The following is an 18,864-nucleotide window of genomic DNA, read 5'->3' on the forward strand; positions in this document are numbered from 1 at the left end:
CAAGACGGCGCCGAGCGGGCGCCGTCGAATTTCAGTGGCAGTGGCCGTGCGACGCGGAGGCCGCCTGCATCGGGGCGTCGCGCTCGACGCCCGCCGCCTTCAGTTTGTCGAAATAGTCGCGCCACAGCGCGTCCTGCTGCGTGGCCAGCTCGTACAGCAGGTCCCACGAGTAGATGCCGGTCGAATGGCCGTCGGAAAACGTCGGCTGCAGCGCATAGTTGCCGACGCCCTCGAGCGCGGTGATCGTCACCTCGCGCTTGCCGGTCTGCAACGTCTCCTGGCCGGGCCCGTGGCCGCGTACCTCGGCGGACGGCGAATACACGCGCATCAGTTCGAACGGAATCCGGTAGCTTTCACCGTTCGGGTACTGCAATTCGAGCACGCGAGATACCGCGTGCACGACGACGCCGGAAGGAATCGGCGTCGTGGAAGTCAAACCGCTCATGGCTGCCTCGAATCGGTCATGCGTTGAATTTCCTCGCGCACCGCATTGTGCAGCAGCGAGGCCTGCGCCGCGCGCGTGCGCAGCAGCGCCTCGGACACGCTGCGCTGGCGCGGCGCCCAGACGGGCTGCGGGAAGTGGGCATCGTTGGAAAAGCGCGGGATCACGTGCCAGTGCACGTGCGGCACCATGTTGCCGAGGCTCGCGAGATTCACCTTGTTCGGCTGCATCACGCGGCGCACGGCCCGCTCGACCGCGTAGACCACGCGCATCAGGTGGGCCCGCTCGGGCTCGCCGAGATCGGAGAACTCGGCCACGTGCGTGCCCCAGATCACCCGGCAGAAGCCCGGATACTCGTGCTCGCCCGTCGCGAGGACGACGCGCAGCGCATCGTCCTGCCAGAGCACCTCGCCGCCGTCTTCACGGCAAAACACGCATTCCATCGTCGCTCCCATGTGGACGGGCGCCGGCATTGCCGCGCCGGCGCCCGCTCATCCCCAGCCCGGTCGGGCGGTCGTCATGCCCGCATTAGACCAGCACGCGCTCGATCCCGCCATTGTTCGCACGTGCGACATAATCGGCCATCCAGTTCTCGCCGAGCACCTGGCGCGCGATTTCGACCACGATGTAGTCGGCTTCGAGGTTCGCGTCCTCGCTGTAGCGCGACAGGCCCTGCAGGCACGACGGGCAGCTCGTCAGGATCTTCACGTCCGGGCCGTTCGCGGCCGCAGCGGTCGGCGCCGGCGCGTTGCCGGCCACGACCGGGATGCTGCGCAGCTTCGCGGCGCCCTTGCGGATCTCCTCTTCCTTGCGGAAGCGGACCTGCGTGGACACGTCCGGGCGCGTGACCGCGAGCGTGCCCGATTCGCCGCAGCAACGATCGTTCTTCTCGATCTTGTAGCCGTCCTTCTCCGCGCCCATCAGCTCGTTGACGAGCTTTACCGGATCGATCGTCTTGATCGGCGTGTGGCACGGGTCGTGATACATGTAGCGCGTGCCCGTCACGCCGTCGAGCTTCATCCCCTTCTCGAGCAGGAACTCGTGGATGTCGATGATCCGGCAGCCCGGGAAGATCTTGTCGAATTCGTAACCGGCGAGCTGGTCGTAGCAGGTGCCGCACGACACGACCACCGTCTTGATATCGAGGTAGTTCAGCGTGTTCGCGACCCGGTGGAACAGCACGCGGTTGTCGGTGACGATCTTCTCGGCCTTGTCGTACTGGCCCGAGCCGCGCTGCGGATAACCGCAGCACAGGTAGCCCGGCGGCAGCACGGTCTGCACGCCCGCCTCCCACAGCATCGCCTGCGTCGCGAGGCCGACCTGCGAGAACAAACGCTCGGAGCCGCAGCCCGGGAAGTAGAACACCGCTTCCGAATCGACGGTCGTCGACTTCGGGTTGCGGATGATCGGCACGATCTTGTTGTCCTCGATGTCGAGCAGCGCGCGTGCCGTCTTCTTCGGCAGGTTGCCCGGCATCTTCTTGTTGACGAAGTGGATCACCTGCTCGACGACGGGCGGCTTGCCGACCGTCGCCGGCGGGTGCTGCGTCTGCTTCTTCACGACGTTCTTCAGCATGTCGTTCGCGAAGCGCTGCACCTTGTAGCCGACGCCCATCATCACGCTGCGCGCGGCGTTGATCGTCTGCGGGTTGGTCGCGTTCAGGAAGAACATGCCCGCCGCGTTGCCGGCGTTGAATTTCTTCTTGCCCATCTTGCGCAACAGGTTGCGCATGTTCATCGTGACGTCGCCGAAATCGATCTTCACCGGGCACGGGGTCGCGCACTTGTGGCACACCGTGCAGTGGTCGGCCACGTCGTTGAACTCGTCCCAGTGCTTGATCGACACGCCGCGGCGCGTCTGTTCCTCATACAGGAACGCCTCGACCAGCAGCGACGTCGCGAGGATCTTGTTGCGCGGGCTGTACAGCAGGTTCGCGCGCGGCACGTGCGTCGCGCACACCGGCTTGCACTTGCCGCAGCGCAGGCAGTCCTTCACCGAATCGGCGATCGCGCCGATGTCGGACTGCTTCATGATCAGCGACTCGTATCCCATCAGCCCGAAGCTCGGCGTATAGGCGTTGCGCAGATCGGCGCCTTCGAGCAGCTTGCCCTTGTTGAAGCGGCCGTTCGGGTCGACACGCTGCTTGTACGCGCGGAATTCGGCGATCTCGTCGTCGGTCAGGAACTCGAGCTTCGTGATGCCGATGCCGTGCTCGCCGGAAATCACGCCGTCGAGCGAACGCGCGAGCGTCATGATGCGCGCGACCGCCGCGTGGGCGTCCTGCAGCATCTCGTAGTTGTCGGAGTTGACCGGCAGGTTGGTGTGGACGTTGCCGTCGCCCGCGTGCATGTGCAGCGCGACGAACACGCGGCCGCGCAGCACCTGCTTGTGGATCGCCTGCGCTTCGTCGAGGATCTGCTTGAACGCGCCGCCGTTGAAGATCGCGCGCAGCTCCGCGCGGATCTCCTGCTTCCACGAGATGCGCACCGTGCGGTCCTGCGTGACGTGGAACACGGTCGCGCCCGGCTGCTCGTCCGCGCGATCGGCGAACTTCTCGGCGAGCGCCTCGTAACCGAGCTGCACGAGGTAGTGCTGCGCCTCGCGCAGCGGCTGGTCGAGCCGGTCGCGCACGAATTCCCAGCGCGCGCGCACGCGCTTGAGCAGCTCCAGTGCCTGCTGGACGCGATCCTCGAGCAGTTCGGCGCTCGGGATCTCGTTCGCGTCGTCGGTCTTGCCGAGCGGCAGGTTGCCGGCGCGGAAAAACGCTTCCAGCGCGTCGACCAGCTGCAGCTTGTTCTTCAGCGACAGCTCGATGTTGATCCGCTCGATGCCGTCGGTGTACTCGCCCATCCGGTTCAGCGGGATCACGACGTCTTCGTTGATCTTGAACGCGTTCGTGTGCTTCGCGATCGCGGCCGTGCGGCTGCGGTCGAGCCAGAAGCGCTTGCGCGCCTCCGCGCTGATCGCGACGAAGCCTTCGCCGCTCTTGCCGTTCGCCATCCGGATCACTTCGGACGTCGCGTGCGCGACCGCGTCTGCGTCATCGCCGACGATGTCGCCGATCAGGACCATCTTGGGGAATGCGTTGCGCTTGCTCTTGGTCGCGTAGCCGACCGCGCGCAGGTAGCGCTCGTCGAGGTGCTCGAGGCCCGCGAGGATCGCGCCGCCCTGCTTCGACGTCTCGAACAGGTAGTCCTTGATCTCGACGATGCTCGGGATCGCCTCGCGCGCCTGGCCGAAGAATTCGAGGCAGACGGTGCGCGTGTGCGCGGGCATCTTGTGCAGCACCCAGCGCGCGGACGTGATGAGCCCGTCGCAACCTTCCTTCTGCACGCCCGGCAGGCCGGCGAGGAACTTGTCGGTCACGTCCTTGCCGAGACCTTCCTTGCGGAACCGGCGGCCCTCGATCTCGAGCATCTCGCTCTTCAGCAGCTTCTCGCCCGGCGCATATGCGCCGTCGAACCACTTCAGCTCGAAACGCGCGACCGCGATGTCGTGGATCTTGCCCTGGTTGTGCTCGTGGCGCGTGACTTCGAGCCAGTTGCCGTCCGGGTCGACCATCCGCCACCAGGCCAGGTTGTCGAGCGCGGTGCCCCACAGCACGGCCTTCTTGCCGCCCGCGTTCATCGCGACGTTGCCGCCGATGCACGATGCGTCGAGCGAGGTCGGATCGACCGCGAACACGTAGCCGGCCGCTTCCGCGGCTTCCGTCACGCGGCGCGTGACGACGCCCGCGCCGGAGAAGATCGTCGGCACCTTGTGCGCGACGCCCGGCAGCTCGGTCAGCTCGACCGCGCCGAGCTGTTCGAGCTTCTCGGTGTTGATCACCGCGGAGAACGGCGTGAGCGGCACCGCGCCGCCCGTGTAGCCGGTGCCGCCGCCGCGCGGGATCACGGTCAGGCCGAGCTCGAAGCAGGCCTTGATGAGGCCGGCGATCTCGGCTTCGGTATCGGGGGTGAGCACGACGAACGGGTATTCGACCCGCCAGTCGGTCGCGTCGGTCACGTGCGACACGCGCGACAGCCCGTCGAAACGAATGTTGTCCTTCTGCGTGCAGCGGCCGAGCGCCTTGGTCGCGCGGCGGCGCAGGTCGGCCATCTTCTCGAATTCGTCGGCGAACTCGTCGACCGCGCGCTGCGCGGCGGTTTCGAGCATCTCGACGCGCGATGCGCGTTCGCGGCCCGCGTCGTCGCGGTGCTCGGTGAGATCCGCGCTGCGGCGCTTGCCGATTTCGGTCAGCCGGTGGTTCAGCGCCTCGATCAGCAGCGCGCGGCGCTTCGGGTTGTCGAGCAGGTCGTCCTGCAGGTACGGGTTGCGGCGCACGACCCAGATGTCGCCGAGCACCTCATACAGCATCCGTGCCGAGCGGCCCGTACGGCGCTCGGCGCGCAGCTCGTCGAGCACCGACCACGCCTCTTCGCCGAGCAGGCGGATCACGATCTCGCGATCCGAGAAGGACGTGTAGTTGTAGGGAATCTCGCGCAACCGGGGCGCGGGGTCGGCGGCGACGGCGGCGGCCGCGCCATGCGGATCGAAAACTTGTGGTGCGTTCATGTTCGGACGACTCGGAGGGCCGATACACCGTGCACGGGCGTCGGCAAGCGCGTGGGCGCAATCTTGGGGAAATCTGTTCTGTTACCAGGCGCGCGGCTGTCCTTCATGGGGCCGGAGCGGGCGGCGATTCACCCCTCCTGGCCGGCGACAGGGCCTGGCGGCACTCGATCATCGGCACGATCGCGCGCGGCGCGCATGCCGTTCCGCCGCGGGGCTGGCTGCGCGCGGCGTCGGCTTCAACGGTGCGATCCGAGGGTGCCTCTGCATCTTCCGAATCCTTGATTCAAAACGGAATTCTAACCCATGATCGGGCCACGCGTGACACGTCGGACAGGTCGTGGGGCTATCGCCGCGAGCCGCGCCAGGCCTGGCTCGGCGCGATTTCACGCGGCCATTCGCCGTCCGTCCGGTCGGTAACCACGCGGTTAAGCCGGCAAAAGAGGCCGCGCAACGTCGCCGATGCACCGCCTGCACGGCCCCGCGAGCGTGCACCCGGCATGCCGCTTGCATACGGGCGGACCCTTGGCGCTATCATTGACCTTTTACCGTCTGCTACCGCACTGCACGCGAGCGCCCATGGCATCCCACGATTACCTGAAGAAAATCCTCACCGCGCGCGTCTACGACGTCGCGATCGAGACGGAACTCGAATCCGCCCGCAACCTGTCCGCCCGGCTGCGCAACGCCGTCTACCTCAAGCGCGAGGACAACCAGCCGGTGTTCTCGTTCAAGCTGCGCGGCGCGTACAACAAGATGGCGCACATTCCGGCGGACGCGCTCGCACGCGGCGTGATTACGGCATCGGCCGGGAACCATGCGCAGGGTGTCGCGTTCTCGGCGGCCCGGATGGGCGTCAAGGCGGTGATCGTCGTGCCCGTCACGACGCCGCAGGTGAAGGTCGATGCGGTGCGCGCGCACGGCGGCCCGAGCGTCGAGGTGATCCAGGCCGGGGAGTCGTACAGCGACGCGTATGCACACGCGGTCAAGGTGCAGGAGGAGCGCGGCCTCACGTTCGTCCATCCGTTCGACGATCCGTACGTGATCGCCGGCCAGGGCACGATCGCGATGGAGATCCTGCGCCAGCACCAGGGCCCGATCCACGCGATCTTCGTGCCGATCGGCGGCGGCGGGCTCGCGTCCGGCGTCGCGGCCTACGTGAAGGCGGTGCGACCGGAGATCAAGGTGATCGGCGTGCAGGCCGAGGATTCGTGCGCGATGGCGCAGTCGCTCGACGCAGGCAAGCGCGTCGAGCTGAGCGAGGTCGGCCTGTTCGCGGACGGTACCGCCGTGAAGCTGGTCGGCGAGGAAACCTTCCGGCTCTGCAGCGAATACCTCGACGGCGTCCTGACGGTGAACACCGACGCGCTGTGCGCGGCGATCAAGGACGTCTTCCAGGACACGCGCAGCGTGCTCGAGCCGTCCGGCGCGCTCGCGGTCGCGGGCGCGAAGCTCTACGCGGAACGCGAAGGCATCGAGAACCAGACGCTCGTCGCGGTCACGTCCGGCGCGAACATGAACTTCGACCGGATGCGCTTCGTCGCCGAGCGCGCGGAAGTGGGTGAAGCGCGCGAAGCCGTGTTCGCGGTCACGATCCCCGAGGAACGCGGCAGCTTCAAGCGGTTCTGCTCGCTCGTCGGCGACCGCAACGTCACCGAGTTCAACTACCGGATCGCCGATGCGCAGGCCGCGCACATCTTCGTCGGCGTGCAGATCAAGCGCCGCGGCGAATCGGCCGAGATCGCCGCGAACTTCGAATCGCACGGCTTCAAGTCCGTCGACCTGACGCACGACGAGCTGTCGAAGGAACACATCCGCTACATGGTGGGCGGCCGTTCGCCGCTCGCGCTCGACGAGCGCCTGTTCCGCTTCGAATTCCCGGAACGGCCGGGCGCGCTGATGAAGTTCCTGTCGTCGATGGCGCCGGACTGGAACATCAGCCTGTTCCATTACCGCAACCAGGGCGCGGACTACAGCTCGATCCTCGTCGGGCTGCAGGTGCCGCAGGCCGATCGCGCCGAATTCGAACGCTTCCTCGCGGCACTCGGCTACCCGTATGTCGAGGAGAGCGCCAACCCGGCTTACCGCCTCTTCCTGTCGTAAAGGCGTCACGCATGAATCCCGAACATTCCCCGCTCGGCAAGGCCACCGTCTACGCGGCCCAGTACGACGCGTCGCTGCTGTTCCCGATCCCGCGCGCCGGCGCGCGCGAGCAGCTCGGCATCGCGTCGGCGCTGCCGTTCTTCGGCACCGACATCTGGAACGCCTACGAGCTGTCCTGGCTCAACGCGCGCGGCAAGCCGCAGATCGCGGTTGCGACCTTCTACGTGCCGGCCGAATCGCCGAACATCGTCGAATCGAAGTCGTTCAAGCTGTATCTCGGCTCGTTCGCGCAGACGAAGTTCGACTCGATCGACGCGGTGCGCGACACGCTGAAGCGCGACGTGTCGGCCGCGTGCGGTGCGAGCGTCGCCGTGCAGCTCGTGTCGCCGCACGATTTCGGCAAGCTCGAAATGGACGAACTCGACGGGCTGTCGCTCGACCGGCTCGACCTCGACACCGACGTGTACGAACCCGATCCGTCGCTGCTGTCGGCGGCCGTCGACGAAGCGCCGGTCGAGGAGACGCTCGTGTCCGACCTGCTGCGCTCGAACTGCCCGGTCACCGGCCAGCCCGACTGGGGCAGCGTGCAGATTCACTACGTCGGGCCGCAGATCGACCACGCGGGCCTGCTGCGCTACATCATCTCGTTCCGCAACCACACGGGCTTTCACGAGCAGTGCGTCGAGCGGATCTTCCTCGACATCCTGCATGCGTGCAAACCGGTGAAGCTCGCGGTGTATGCACGCTATACGCGCCGCGGCGGGCTCGACATCAACCCGTTCCGCACGAACTACAACCAGCCGATGCCGGACAACGCGCGCAACGCGCGGCAGTGACGGCGGCGGGTGGCCGCCGCGGTTTGCCTTTTGCCGCCGGCGACGCGCGGCCGCCACCCCAAATACAACAGCCCGACCGGAATCAACCGGCCGGGCTGTTTTTCATTGAACGGGAAACACGTGAATGCGCCGGGCCCGTTCTGGAGCGGCTCGCCGTTGCGGCGTTACTTCGCCGGTGCCTTGTACGCGATGCAGTCGACCTCGACCTTGCAGTCGATGACCATGCTCGACTGCACGCACGCGCGTGCCGGCGGATGCTCGCCGAAGTACGACACGAACACCTTGTTGAACGACGCGAAATCGCGTGCGTCGTCGAGCCACACGCCGCAGCGCACGACGTGCTCGAGGCCGTAGCCGGCTTCCTTCAGGATCGCGATCACGTTCTCGATCGTCTGCTTCGACTGCGTGACGATCCCGCCTTCGACGACCTCGCCGTTCACCATCGGCGTCTGGCCCGACACGTACAGCCAGCCGTCGGCCTCGACCGCGCGTGCGAACGGCATCACCTGGCCGCCCGTCCCCTTCGCTTCGCCTACGCCATATCGCTTCATCGTTTCACTCCTTGTTTGTCGACCGCCTCGACGCTTCAGCGCCGGCGCCGGTCCCATGCAACGCACGGTTGCGGATGCGCGCGCCGACGATGGCGCGCGCGGCAGATCGGAACAACAACCGCGTTCAGAACGCGGTGTCGGCACTCGCCGGCACGCGCTCGCCGCGTGCGACGAAGCCGCCGGCGCGCTCGCCGGTCGGCTGGCCGTTCTCGTAGGTCAGCACGCCGTTCACCCACACGGCGTCGATTCCGTGCGCGGGCTGCTGCGGCTTCTCGAACGTCGCGGCGTCGATCACGCGTGCCGGGTCGAACAGCACGAGGTCGGCGTGGTAGCCCACATGCACCTCGCCGCGCCGCGCGATGCCGTAGCGGCGCGCGGACAGCGACGTCATCTTGCGGATCGCCTCCTCGAGCGGCAGCAGGTTCGTGTCGCGCACGTAATGGCCGAGCACGCGCGGGAACGCGCCCCACAGCCGCGGGTGCGGCAGCGGATCGTTCGGCAGGCCGTCGGAGCCCACCATCGTCGCCGGGTGCGACAGGATCCGGCGCACGTCCTCCTCGGACATGTTGTGGTACACGGCGCCCGCCGGGCGGATGCGCTGCGCGGCTTCCTGCTCGGTCACGCCCCAGTCGGCCGCGATCGTCTTCAGCAGCTTGCCCGCCACTTCCGGGTGCGGCTCCGACCAGGTGATCGTGATGTCGATGTCGCCCGTCACCTGCTTCAGGTCGAGCGTCGACGAGCTGCGGCTGTACGGATAGCAGTCGCAGCCGACCGGCTGGTAGCGGCGCGCGCCTTCGAGCGACGCGAGCACTTCGGTGCTGCGCCCCCAGTTCGACGGGCCCGCGCACTTCAGGTGCGAGATCACGACCGGCACGCGCGCATGACGGCCGACTTGGTACGCCTCTTCCATCGCATCGAGGATCGCGTCGAATTCGGTGCGCATGTGCGTCGTGTACAACGCGCCGGCGTTCGCGAGCGGCTCGGCGAGCGCCATCACCTCTTCGGTCGGCGCCGCGAACGCGGAGCCGTACGCGAGGCCCGACGACAGGCCGAGCGCGCCGTTCGCGAGCGCCTCCTCGAGCTGCGCGCGCATCCCGGCGATCTCGCCGTCGGTCGCCGCGCGGTCGAGGCGGTCCATCTGGTTGTTGCGCAGCGCCGTGTGACCGACGAGCGCCGCGACGTTCACGGCCGGACGCGCATCGTTCACGGCCGCGACGTAGTCGGCGAAGGTCGGGTACTGGAACGCGCCGCGCTCGCCGAGCAGGTTCATCGGATCGGGCGGATCGCCCGCGAGCGTCACCGGCGACGCGCTGATCCCGCAGTTGCCGACGATCACGGTCGTCACGCCCTGCGAGATCTTCGGCACCATCTGCGGCGCGCGGATCACGTGCGTGTCGTCGTGCGTGTGCACGTCGACGAAGCCCGGCGCGAGCGCGCGGCCGTTCGCATCGACGACGGTTTCGGCGAGCCAGTTCGACAGGTTGCCGATCGCCGCGATCACGCCGTTGCGGATCGCGACGTCGCGCGTGACGGGCGGCGCGCCGGTACCGTCGTAAAGCTGCGCGCCGACGATCAGCGTATCGGCGGCTTCGGGATGCGAATGCATGGTCAGTCTCCTACCGGTTGACGGTCTCCGCCGCCGCGGTGCGCATCGAGCGCGTGCTTGATGCGACGCAGCGATTCCCGGCCCGCATCGCCGAGCCGCAACGCGACTCCGGTGACGAGCACGTCGATCGCCATCATCATCGCGTAACGCGATGTCGACGGCTTGTAAATGAAATCGGTTTCGAACGCGACGACCGGGATCAGGTGGTCGGCCAGCTTCGCGAGCGGCGAGGCCGGCGCGGTGATCGCGATCAGCTTCGCGCCGTAGCGCTTCGCGAGCCGGCAGCTCTCGAGCAGCTCGGGCACGCGCCCGCTCACCGACAGCGCGACGACGACGGTGTCGCGCGACAGCGTCGCGGCCACCATCCGCTGCAGCACGCTGTCCTGGTAGCTCGCGACCGGCCGGCCGAAGCGCACGAGCCGGAAACGCAGCTCGTCGGCGAGCGCGGTCGAGCCGCCGCCCTGCCCGTACACATAGGTCATCTTCGCGCCGGCGAGCAGGTCGGCGGCTTCCTCGAACGACGTATTGCGCAGCAACTGGTGGTTGTGCGCGAGCGCCACGCGGATCTCGTCGTAGACCATCGACGCGGGGCTCGTATCGTCGGCCGGCGCGTCGTCGGACGGCACGAGGAAGCGCTGGCCGACAGCCGCCGCCTGCGCGACCAGCACCTTCAGTTCGCGCACGTCGCGGCAGCCGACGGCCTTCGCGAAACGCGTGACCGTCGCGACGCTGACCTCCGCGTCGCGCGCGAGCGCGCCGATGCTCGCATGTGCGGCGCGCGCGAGATCGGCGAGGATGAACGCGGCGACCTTGCGCTCGGCTTCGCGCAGCTCGGGCGCGCATTCGGCGATCCGCGCGACGATGTCGAGGACCGGCGGGGCGGCCGGTGCCGGATAGGGCTCGGCCGCGTGCGAAGCGGACGGGTTGGCGGGCGTATTCATCTGCGGAAAAGGGTGCGAAGCTCGATGTTACTAAATAACATCACCGCGCAGATGCTACTTTCTGTACCATCTGCGTGTCAACTTCAGTGCAATGCATAGTGATGATGGAGCGGGATGACATGAAAGTTACAAACTATCAGGAAGCGACGATCGATCCGTTCGGCAAGGGCCTCGGCAATCTGCCGAGCGCGAGCGTGCCGCTCGGCGACGCGGGCCGCCTCGAGTGGAACCTGCTCGCGGAAGACGTCAGCCTGCCGGCCGCCGTGCTTTACGAGGATCGCATCGAACACAACCTGAACTGGATGCAGGCATTCGTCCAGAAGTACGGCGTCAAGTTTGCGCCGCACGGCAAGACGACGATGGCGCCGCAACTGTTCCGCCGCCAGCTCGACGCCGGCGCGTGGGGCATCACGCTCGCGACCGCGCACCAGACGCAAGCCGCGTATCACGGTGGCGTGCGGCGCGTGCTGCTCGCGAACCAGCTGGTCGGCCGCCAGAACATGACGATCATCGCGGGGCTGCTGTCCGATCCCGATTTCGAATTCTTCTGTCTCGTCGATTCCGCGGAGAGCGTCGACCAGCTCGGCCGCTTCTTCGGCGCACTGAAGAAGCCGCTGAACGTGCTGCTCGAGCTCGGCGTGCCGGGCGGCCGCGCGGGTGTGCGCGATGCCGCGCAGCGCGAGGCCGTGCTCGCCGCGATCGCGCGCTATCCGGACACGCTGAAGCTGGCCGGCATCGAACTCTACGAAGGCGTGCTGAAGGAGGAAGGCGAGATCCGCACGTTCCTGCAGGAAGCGGTCGCGCTCACGCGCGAACTGGCCGAGGCCGGCCGCTTCGCGCGTACGCCGGCGATACTGTCCGGCGCCGGTTCGGCGTGGTACGACGTGGTCGCGGAAGAATTCGCGAAGGCGTCCGACGCGGGCTTCGCGGAAGTCGTGCTGCGTCCGGGCTGCTACCTGACGCATGATGTCGGCATCTACAAGAAGGCGCAGACCGACGTGTTCGCGCGCAACCCGATCGCACGCACGATGGGCGAAGGGCTGCTGCCCGCGCTGCAGTTGTGGGCCTACGTGCAGTCGGTGCCCGAGGCCGACCGGGCGATCGTCGCGCTCGGCAAGCGCGACGCGGCGTTCGACGCGGGGCTGCCGGAGCCGGCGCGCCACTTCCGCCCGGGCCGCGACACCGCCCCGCGCGACGTCGCCGCCGCCGAAGGCTGGGCCGTCACCGGGATGATGGACCAGCACGCGTACCTGCAGATCCCGCCGGGCGCGGACGTGAAGGTCGGCGACATGGTCGCGTTCGACATCTCGCACCCGTGCCTGACGTTCGACAAGTGGCGCCAGGTGCTCGTGCTCGATCCGCAGTTCCGCGTGACGGAAGTCGTCGAAACCTTCTTCTGACGCACGTCGCGCGCACCGCCCCGCCGCGCGCGCGGGGCGGCCGTCACGCGCGCTTCAAGCGGCCGGAGTACACTGCGCTTTCGTCCTCGGGGCCCCGGGCGGGCATGGCATTCGTCTGCCGCGGCGGGCCCTCAACGCAGCTCCACTGGAGAAAGCCATGGCCGCGAAGAAGATCCTGTTCCTGACCGGCGATTTCGCCGAAGACTACGAAACGATGGTGCCGTTCCAGGCGCTGCAGGCGGTCGGCCACCACGTCGATGCAGTCTGCCCGGGCAAACGCGCGGGCGACAAGATCAAGACCGCGATCCACGATTTCGAAGGCGACCAGACCTACACCGAGAAGCCCGGCCACCAGTTCACGCTGAACGCGGCATTCGACGACGTCGACGCCTCGCGCTACGACGCGCTCGCGATCGCGGGCGGCCGCGCCCCCGAATACCTGCGACTCGATCCGAAGGTGATCTCGCTCGTGCGCGAGTTCGCCGAAGCCGGCAAGCCGATCGCCGCGATCTGCCACGCAGCGCAACTGCTCGCGGCCGCCGACGTGATCCGCGGCAAGCGCATCTCGGCCTACCCGGCCTGCGCGCCCGAGGTGAAGCTCGCGGGCGGCGAATATGCGGACATTCCGGTCGACGCGGCCGTGACCGACGCGCCGTTCGTCACCGCGCCCGCGTGGCCCGCGCATCCGGCCTGGCTCGCGCAGTTCCTCGCGCTGCTGGGCACGCGCATCGAGCTTTGAACCCGCAGGGAAGCGAAATGAGATGAAGTGCCGGGCCGGCGCGGCGCATTCACGCCGGCCTGCGCCGCCCTGCCCCGTGCTTCAACGCGCGGCCGGCGTCGAGCCGACGTCCGCGATCCGCGACTCCAGCATCGCCAGCGCGCCCGACAGCGCATTCAGCACGTCGTCCGGCAATTGCGCCATCGTCTGTTCGAGAAACGCCTTGCGGCGCGGCAGGCATGCGTCGAACGCGGCGCGGCCAGCGTCCGTCAGCGTCACGTTGGTCACGCGATTGTCGCGTGCGTCGGATTCGCGCTCGATCCAGCCGAGCGCGTCGAGCGACTTCAACTGGCGCGTGAGCGCGCCCGGATCGATGCGCAGCACTTCGACGAGCTTCTTCTGCGACGAATGGCCGCCCATCGTGTGCAACGCGACCATGATGCGCCAGCGCGGCATCGGTTGCCCGACGTGCGTCTCGAATGCGGTCATGAACGCGCGATACGTCCGTCCGAATTGCTGCAAGATCGCGACGCGGTCCTGTTCTTCCATGCGCTCAGTTCTACTCGTTCAATCGTTCAATCGGCCGCGACATGCGGTTCGATCTTGCGCCTCAGCGCGATCGGCGGCACGCGGCGGCACTGCCACACCGACACCACGGCGACGACGGCCGCCATCGCGACGCCCACGTGAATCGCGCCGACGAGCGATTCGCGGGCCGCTTCCAGCAGCAGCGCGCCATTATGCCCGGCACGGGTCAGCTCCGCGACAAGGCCGCCCTGCGCGGCGCGATCGATCAGGATCTGCGGATCGGCGAGCTGCGCGTGCCACTGCATCGCGTGATCGGCCGACAGCGCATCGCGCACGCCGCCCGAGTACATCTGGTTGACGAGCGTGCCGGTCAGCGCGGTGCCGATCATCCCGCCGACCATCCGCAGCGACTGCAGCAGCGCCGTGGCGATGCCGAGGTGCTCGCGGCCGGCCGTCTGCTGCGCGAATACGGTGAGGTTCGGCAGCACGAAGCCGAGCCCGATGCCGCCCGCGACCATCAGCGCCATCAGCAGCCATTTCGGCGTCGTGTGGGTCGACACGACGACGCCCGCGCAGGTGATCGCGAACAGCACGAAACCGACGTGCAGCATCGCATTCGGATTGCGGATGCGCGTGACGACACGCCCGTTCATGATGCTGCCGATCGTGATGAACACGACGAGCGGCGTGATCACGAGCCCCGCCTCCTTCGGCGACATCCCGAAGCCGCCCTGGAACAGCAGCGGTGCGTAGAACAGCAGCGAGAACATCGAGAAGCCGGCGAGGATCGCCAGCACGAAGAGCGCCGACAGCGCGCGGTTGCCGAACATGTCGAACGGCAGGATCGGCTGCGCGCAGCGCTTCTCCCAGTGCCACAGGCCGAAACCGGCCGCGACCGCGACGACGAGCAGGAGCGACGCCCAGCTCGCGACGCCGTACTTCGGCAGCCATTCGACGAACAGTTGCAGCGCGCCGAGCGACAGCGCGATCAGCAGCGCGCCCGGCCAGTCGAGCCGCATCTTGCGATCGTGCTCGACGTGGCGCAGGTGCGGCAGGTAACGCCACACGAACAGCAGCGACAGCAGGCCGATCGGCAGGTTCACGTAGAACACCGAGCGCCAGCCGAACGACTGGGTCAGCACGCCGCCGAGCGACGGGCCGACCGCGTTCGCGATGCCGAACGCGGAGCTCATCAGCACCTGCCAGCGCAAGCGCACGACGGAATCGGGGAACAGGTCGGGGATGCACGCGAACGCGGTGCCGACCAGCATCCCGCCGCCGATCCCCTGCAGCCCGCGCGCGAGCACGAGCATCAGCATGTCGTTCGCCATTCCGCACAGCACGGACGCGCCGGTGAACACGACGATCGACACGATGACGAACGGCTTGCGCCCGTAATAGTCGCCGAGCCGGCCGAAGATCGGCACCGTGATCACGGAACTGAGCAGGTACGAGGTCGCGACCCACGCGTACAGGTCGAACCCCCGAAGCTCGGCGACGATGGTCGGCAACGCGGTGCCGACGACGGTCTGGTCGAGCGCGACGAGCATGGTGACGAACGAGATTCCGATCATCGCCAGCAGCGATTCGCGGAACGGCAGGACTTGCCCGCTCGAATGGTGGGCGGCTGTATGGACGGCCATTTTTTGTTGGCGCAACTTTTGACGAGTCAAACAATCTCGAAATTCTAGCATGCGGGAGTAATCTAGGCTGGCGACGGTCAAACCGTTCCAGACCGCCAAGGAGAAAGATGGAACCGATTTCAATCCCCCCCGCCACCACGCTGTCGCAGGACGATCGGGACGCGCTGTGGCGCGCGAAGCAGGTGCTGGAAAGCCCGTCGCTGACGATGAAGCTGACGGGCATGCTGGGCGCACCGGTCGAGAAAATGATCGCCCGGCTGCCGGATTTCGCGACCGGCAAGATCAACGACGCGACGCAGCTCGCGCTGCGCAAGTGCCTGAACATCGCGCTGCGCACGCTCGGCAAGCCGCCCGCGCCGGACGCCGAGCCCGACAAGCCGAGCAACCTGCTGCACAAGCTCGCGGTCGCGACGACCGGCGCGGCGGGCGGCGCGTTCGGCTTTCTCGCGCTGCCGGTCGAGCTGCCGGTGACGACGACGCTGATCTTCCGCTCCGTGTGCGACATCGCGCGCAGCGAGGGTGAAGACCTGGGCTCGGTAGATACGCAGCTGCAATGCCTGGCCGTGCTCGGCATGGGCGGCAACCCGGACAAGCAGGAAGAGGACGCCGATCTCGGTTATTTCGTGCTGCGCGGCGCGCTCGCGCAGGCGATCTCGAAGGCGTCGTCCGACATCACGACGAAGGGCATCGCCGCGCACAGCTCGGCGGCCGTGTTCAAGCTCGTGCAGACGGTGGCGTCGCGCTTCTCGGTGCAGGTGACCGAGCAGATGGCCGCGAAGTCGATTCCGGCGATCGGCGCCGTGCTCGGCGCGACCGTCAATACGCTGTTCATCGACCACTTCCAGCAGATGGCGCACGGCCACTTCACCGTGCGCCGACTCGAGCGCAAGTACGGCCCGGCGGCCGTCAAGGCCGCCTATCAGGCAATCGACGTCTCGCCGGCGCGCTGAACCGCGCGCTCGACCGCGACGCGGCGCAGGAACGCGGCCGCGCGGTCGAGCGCGTCGCGTGCTTCCGGCACCATCGGCACGTACAGCTGCCACACGTGCGGCATGTCCGGCCACACCTCGATCTCCACCGCCACCCCGGCGGCCTTCGCCTTCTCGGCGACGCGGCGCGAATCGTCGAGCAGCACCTCGGTGCTGCCGACCTGGATATACAGCGGCGGCAGGCCCGCGAAATCCGCATAGAGCGGCGACGCGTACGGATTCGTCCCCGGCTCGTCGCCGAGGTACAGCTTCGCGGCCTTCGGCAGCGCCGCGCCCGCGAACATCGGATCGGCGCCGTCGTTCGTGCGCAGCGTGGCGCCGGTGGCGGCCAGGTCGGTCCATGGCGAGAACAGGATCGCGCCGGCCGGCAGCGGCTCGCCGCGATCGCGCAGCGCGACGAGCGTCGCGAGCGCGAGGCCGCCGCCCGCCGAATCGCCGCCGAACACGATCGATTCGGGCGGCGTGCCGAGCGCGAGCAGCTGCCGGTACGCGGCCAGCGCGTCGTCGAGCGCGGCCGGGAAACGGTTTTCGGGCGCAAGCCGGTAGTCGAGCGAGAACGAGCGCACGCCCGCGCGCTTCGTCAGGCCGAACACCAGCGGCCGATGGGTCTTCGTCGAACAGAAGTAATAGCCGCCGCCATGGAAGTACAGCAGCGTACGGCCCGGCCCGCGCCCCGCAGCCGCGTCGGTGCGTTCGAGCCATTCGCCGCGCAGCGGCGCGTCGCCCGCGCCGTAGCACTGGCGCAACCGGTAGCCCGACGGCGCGCGGCGCGGCGCCATCATCCGCAAGTCGGTAAAGCGCCGTGCGCGGGCGGGATCGAGCACCTCGCGCGTGGTCTCGGGACGGAACTGCCTGCGCAGCAGCCAGCAGGCGAACTTGCTTTGCCAACTCATCGGACGCACTCCGTATTCGCAGTGTGACGATGGTACGTGCGATCGTTCCCGCACCGCTCGACAGGTGCCTCCATATCAAACGCCGGCGCTCAGTTCGCCGGCATCACCTGGCCGCGGATCTCGCCGGCCGGGTGCTCCTTCGTATGGACGTTGAAATACCACTTGCCGCCCATCAGGTCGGTGACCTGTGCGTCGGTGAGTGCCTTCGAACCCTTGATCGGGCTCGCCAGCTCGTCCTTTGGAATCGGCACCTGCACGCCCGCGTTCTGGCCGACCGGCGCGGGCCCGTGGAAATGCGCGGCGGTGGCCGGGCCGGTGAGGTGTTCGTAACGGACCGTCCACTGCAGCATGTGCGTTGCCGTGTCGTAGGTGGCCTCGACGTCGCCCGAGCCCTTGGTCGCCGTCGGCGGCACCTCGCTCGACGGCTGGAGATTGGCGGACAGGCGCACCGTTTCGGCGGCGGCGGTGCCGGCGGCCAGCACACCCGCGAGTAACGCGACCTGGAGCAAACGCAGCTTGAGCATGGACTCTCCTTGTACGACGTTGTACGCCGACCGAACGGCGGCGCCACACATGATGGTAGTCGATCGCCGCCGATCCGGGAGCCCGCCGAACGGCCATGCCGCAAAACGCCGCAGCGCGCTCGGCAGGCCAGTCTGCCTCAGGCTGGAAGGGACCTTTGCAGCCTGATGGCTGAATCCGCGTGCGGCCTTTCGCTACACTTCATCTCACAGTTGCTTGTTTCCTTCGTCCGAAGGAGTCTGCGAGTATTCACGCGGCCACCCGGCCGCGTTTTTTTTGCCCGCCGCCGGATTCGGGACCTGCCGCATCGAACCTCACGAAGCGATCACGCCGCCCCGCGTCACGCCCGATAGCCGGGATCGATGCGATCGACGATACGCTGCAGTGCGTCGAACGCATCCTGCCCCGCGCCATGCTTCGGATCGAAATTCAGCGAATCGCGCACGCACCCTTCGAGCACGGGCGGCGCGATCGCCAGTGCGTCGCCGATCGCATGCGTGGCGACCTGCACCTCGCACGCGCGATTGAGCAGCCACATCAGCGAGAACGTCTGCGCGAGCGTCGCGCCGATCGTCACGGGCCCATGGTTGCGCAACAGCAGCACGGGCCGGCCGCCCGCGCTCTCGACGATGCGCCGCCCCTCCTCCAGATGCACGGTGATGCCCTCGAAGTCGTGATACGCGATCTTCCCGTACAGCTGCGCCGAATAGAAATTCGAGAACGACAGCCCGTCGCGCGAACAGCACACGGCCATCGTCGGCGTCGTGTGCACGTGCATCACGCAGTGCGCATCGGGCAGCGCCGCATGGATCGCACTGTGGAACGTGAAGCCGGCCGGATTGATCGGCCAGTCGGAATGACCGATCACGTTGCCGTCGATGTCGATCTTCACGAGGTTCGACGCGCACACCTCGCGGTAATGGAGCCCGAACGGGTTGATCAGGAAGTGCCCGTCCTCGCCCGGCACGCGCAGCGAGATATGGTTGTAGATCAGCTCGGTCCAGCCGAGATGGTCAAAGATGCGGTAAGCCGCCGCGAGCTGCACGCGCGCCTGCCATTCGGCTTCGGAGAAACGGGCGGGACGCGTGAACGGCTGGTTCGGGACACGTTGCATGGGGAACTCCGGTTGCGGATGTGCGCG

At 67.7% G+C, this 18,864-nt stretch carries 16 protein-coding genes; 5 read left to right on the top strand and 11 right to left on the bottom strand.

The window, feature by feature from the left end; all coding sequences use genetic code 11:
* Window positions 1-31 precede the first annotated feature (31 nt).
* The 3 genes from FOZ70_RS32115 to FOZ70_RS32125 form a co-directional block, all read right to left on the bottom strand.
* Window positions 32-445, bottom strand: coding sequence for a DUF971 domain-containing protein (locus tag FOZ70_RS32115; protein ID WP_021161323.1), 414 nt, complete (start codon window positions 443-445; stop codon window positions 32-34).
* Window positions 442-885 carry an HIT family protein gene (locus FOZ70_RS32120; RefSeq protein ID WP_021161324.1) on the bottom strand — a complete coding sequence of 148 codons (444 nt, stop codon included), beginning with the start codon at window positions 883-885 and terminating at the stop codon, window positions 442-444. The genes FOZ70_RS32115 and FOZ70_RS32120 overlap by 4 nt, the downstream gene beginning before the upstream one ends.
* Before the next feature lie 85 nt (window positions 886-970).
* Complete coding sequence (locus FOZ70_RS32125; protein ID WP_124469548.1) at window positions 971-4,996, bottom strand: DUF3683 domain-containing protein; 4,026 nt, start codon at window positions 4,994-4,996, stop codon at window positions 971-973.
* A gap of 576 nt (window positions 4,997-5,572) precedes the next feature.
* On the opposite strand from FOZ70_RS32125, the gene ilvA reads away from it, so the two are divergent.
* Both ilvA and queF read left to right on the top strand, forming a co-directional pair.
* The gene (gene ilvA, locus FOZ70_RS32130) at window positions 5,573-7,096 is read left to right on the top strand and encodes a threonine ammonia-lyase, biosynthetic (protein WP_021161327.1); all 1,524 of its coding nucleotides are present in this window, start codon (window positions 5,573-5,575) and stop codon (window positions 7,094-7,096) included.
* Window positions 7,097-7,107: 11 nt separating this feature from the next.
* Window positions 7,108-7,932: an NADPH-dependent 7-cyano-7-deazaguanine reductase QueF gene (gene queF / locus FOZ70_RS32135; protein WP_027789146.1), complete on the top strand. Its 825-nt coding sequence runs from the start codon at window positions 7,108-7,110 to the stop codon at window positions 7,930-7,932.
* Between the two features lie 164 nt (window positions 7,933-8,096).
* Here the strand turns inward: queF and FOZ70_RS32140 are convergent, their stop codons facing one another.
* The 3 genes from FOZ70_RS32140 to FOZ70_RS32150 all read right to left on the bottom strand — a co-directional run bounded on the left by FOZ70_RS32140 (window position 8,097) and on the right by FOZ70_RS32150 (window position 11,030).
* Window positions 8,097-8,483: a Rid family hydrolase gene (locus tag FOZ70_RS32140; RefSeq protein ID WP_006751946.1), complete on the bottom strand. Its 387-nt coding sequence runs from the start codon at window positions 8,481-8,483 to the stop codon at window positions 8,097-8,099.
* A 124-nt stretch (window positions 8,484-8,607) separates the two neighbouring features.
* A complete protein-coding gene (locus tag FOZ70_RS32145) occupies window positions 8,608-10,089 on the bottom strand; it encodes a D-aminoacylase (RefSeq protein ID WP_219707549.1) in 1,482 nt (493 codons plus the stop codon).
* Between the two features lie 2 nt (window positions 10,090-10,091).
* Window positions 10,092-11,030: a MurR/RpiR family transcriptional regulator gene (locus FOZ70_RS32150; protein WP_048023196.1), complete on the bottom strand. Its 939-nt coding sequence runs from the start codon at window positions 11,028-11,030 to the stop codon at window positions 10,092-10,094.
* A 119-nt stretch (window positions 11,031-11,149) separates the two neighbouring features.
* On the opposite strand from FOZ70_RS32150, the gene FOZ70_RS32155 reads away from it, so the two are divergent.
* A complete protein-coding gene (locus FOZ70_RS32155; protein ID WP_048023194.1) occupies window positions 11,150-12,430 on the top strand; it encodes an amino acid deaminase in 1,281 nt (426 codons plus the stop codon).
* 157 nt (window positions 12,431-12,587) lie between these two features.
* Window positions 12,588-13,169, top strand: coding sequence for a DJ-1/PfpI family protein (locus FOZ70_RS32160; protein ID WP_021161332.1), 582 nt, complete (start codon window positions 12,588-12,590; stop codon window positions 13,167-13,169).
* Window positions 13,170-13,250: 81 nt separating this feature from the next.
* On the opposite strand, the gene FOZ70_RS32165 is transcribed toward FOZ70_RS32160, so the two are convergent.
* The gene (locus tag FOZ70_RS32165; RefSeq protein WP_021161333.1) at window positions 13,251-13,697 is read right to left on the bottom strand and encodes a MarR family transcriptional regulator; all 447 of its coding nucleotides are present in this window, start codon (window positions 13,695-13,697) and stop codon (window positions 13,251-13,253) included.
* Window positions 13,698-13,723: 26 nt separating this feature from the next.
* A complete protein-coding gene (locus FOZ70_RS32170) occupies window positions 13,724-15,319 on the bottom strand; it encodes an MDR family MFS transporter (protein ID WP_021161334.1) in 1,596 nt (531 codons plus the stop codon).
* Between the two features lie 107 nt (window positions 15,320-15,426).
* Between FOZ70_RS32170 and FOZ70_RS32175 the strand changes: the two genes are divergently transcribed.
* Window positions 15,427-16,269 carry an EcsC family protein gene (locus FOZ70_RS32175; RefSeq protein ID WP_021161335.1) on the top strand — a complete coding sequence of 281 codons (843 nt, stop codon included), beginning with the start codon at window positions 15,427-15,429 and terminating at the stop codon, window positions 16,267-16,269.
* Here the strand turns inward: FOZ70_RS32175 and FOZ70_RS32180 are convergent.
* The 3 genes from FOZ70_RS32180 to FOZ70_RS32190 form a co-directional block, all read right to left on the bottom strand.
* The gene (locus FOZ70_RS32180; RefSeq protein WP_219707550.1) at window positions 16,239-17,201 is read right to left on the bottom strand and encodes an alpha/beta hydrolase; all 963 of its coding nucleotides are present in this window, start codon (window positions 17,199-17,201) and stop codon (window positions 16,239-16,241) included. The genes FOZ70_RS32175 and FOZ70_RS32180 overlap by 31 nt on opposite strands.
* 89 nt (window positions 17,202-17,290) lie before the next feature.
* Window positions 17,291-17,725: a CHRD domain-containing protein gene (locus FOZ70_RS32185; RefSeq protein ID WP_021161337.1), complete on the bottom strand. Its 435-nt coding sequence runs from the start codon at window positions 17,723-17,725 to the stop codon at window positions 17,291-17,293.
* Between the two features lie 338 nt (window positions 17,726-18,063).
* Window positions 18,064-18,837, bottom strand: coding sequence for a class II aldolase/adducin family protein (locus FOZ70_RS32190; RefSeq protein ID WP_021161338.1), 774 nt, complete (start codon window positions 18,835-18,837; stop codon window positions 18,064-18,066).
* Window positions 18,838-18,864 lie beyond the last annotated feature (27 nt).

It is taken from the genome of Burkholderia sp. COPS (genome assembly GCF_019425585.1).
Taxonomy (GTDB): domain Bacteria; phylum Pseudomonadota; class Gammaproteobacteria; order Burkholderiales; family Burkholderiaceae; genus Burkholderia; species Burkholderia cepacia.

Excerpts from the sequence above, each read along its gene's own strand:
- FOZ70_RS32115 (WP_021161323.1), bottom strand. The coding sequence starts at position 445 with ATGAGCGGTTTGACTTCCACGACGCCGATTCCTTCCGGCGTCGTCGTG.
- FOZ70_RS32120 (WP_021161324.1), bottom strand. The coding sequence starts at position 885 with ATGGAATGCGTGTTTTGCCGTGAAGACGGCGGCGAGGTGCTCTGGCAG.
- FOZ70_RS32125 (WP_124469548.1), bottom strand. The coding sequence starts at position 4,996 with ATGAACGCACCACAAGTTTTCGATCCGCATGGCGCGGCCGCCGCCGTC.
- ilvA (WP_021161327.1), top strand. The coding sequence starts at position 5,573 with ATGGCATCCCACGATTACCTGAAGAAAATCCTCACCGCGCGCGTCTAC.
- queF (WP_027789146.1), top strand. The coding sequence starts at position 7,108 with ATGAATCCCGAACATTCCCCGCTCGGCAAGGCCACCGTCTACGCGGCC.
- FOZ70_RS32140 (WP_006751946.1), bottom strand. The coding sequence starts at position 8,483 with ATGAAGCGATATGGCGTAGGCGAAGCGAAGGGGACGGGCGGCCAGGTG.
- FOZ70_RS32145 (WP_219707549.1), bottom strand. The coding sequence starts at position 10,089 with ATGCATTCGCATCCCGAAGCCGCCGATACGCTGATCGTCGGCGCGCAG.
- FOZ70_RS32150 (WP_048023196.1), bottom strand. The coding sequence starts at position 11,030 with ATGAATACGCCCGCCAACCCGTCCGCTTCGCACGCGGCCGAGCCCTAT.
- FOZ70_RS32155 (WP_048023194.1), top strand. The coding sequence starts at position 11,150 with ATGAAAGTTACAAACTATCAGGAAGCGACGATCGATCCGTTCGGCAAG.
- FOZ70_RS32160 (WP_021161332.1), top strand. The coding sequence starts at position 12,588 with ATGGCCGCGAAGAAGATCCTGTTCCTGACCGGCGATTTCGCCGAAGAC.
- FOZ70_RS32165 (WP_021161333.1), bottom strand. The coding sequence starts at position 13,697 with ATGGAAGAACAGGACCGCGTCGCGATCTTGCAGCAATTCGGACGGACG.
- FOZ70_RS32170 (WP_021161334.1), bottom strand. The coding sequence starts at position 15,319 with ATGGCCGTCCATACAGCCGCCCACCATTCGAGCGGGCAAGTCCTGCCG.
- FOZ70_RS32175 (WP_021161335.1), top strand. The coding sequence starts at position 15,427 with ATGGAACCGATTTCAATCCCCCCCGCCACCACGCTGTCGCAGGACGAT.
- FOZ70_RS32180 (WP_219707550.1), bottom strand. The coding sequence starts at position 17,201 with ATGAGTTGGCAAAGCAAGTTCGCCTGCTGGCTGCTGCGCAGGCAGTTC.
- FOZ70_RS32185 (WP_021161337.1), bottom strand. The coding sequence starts at position 17,725 with ATGCTCAAGCTGCGTTTGCTCCAGGTCGCGTTACTCGCGGGTGTGCTG.
- FOZ70_RS32190 (WP_021161338.1), bottom strand. The coding sequence starts at position 18,837 with ATGCAACGTGTCCCGAACCAGCCGTTCACGCGTCCCGCCCGTTTCTCC.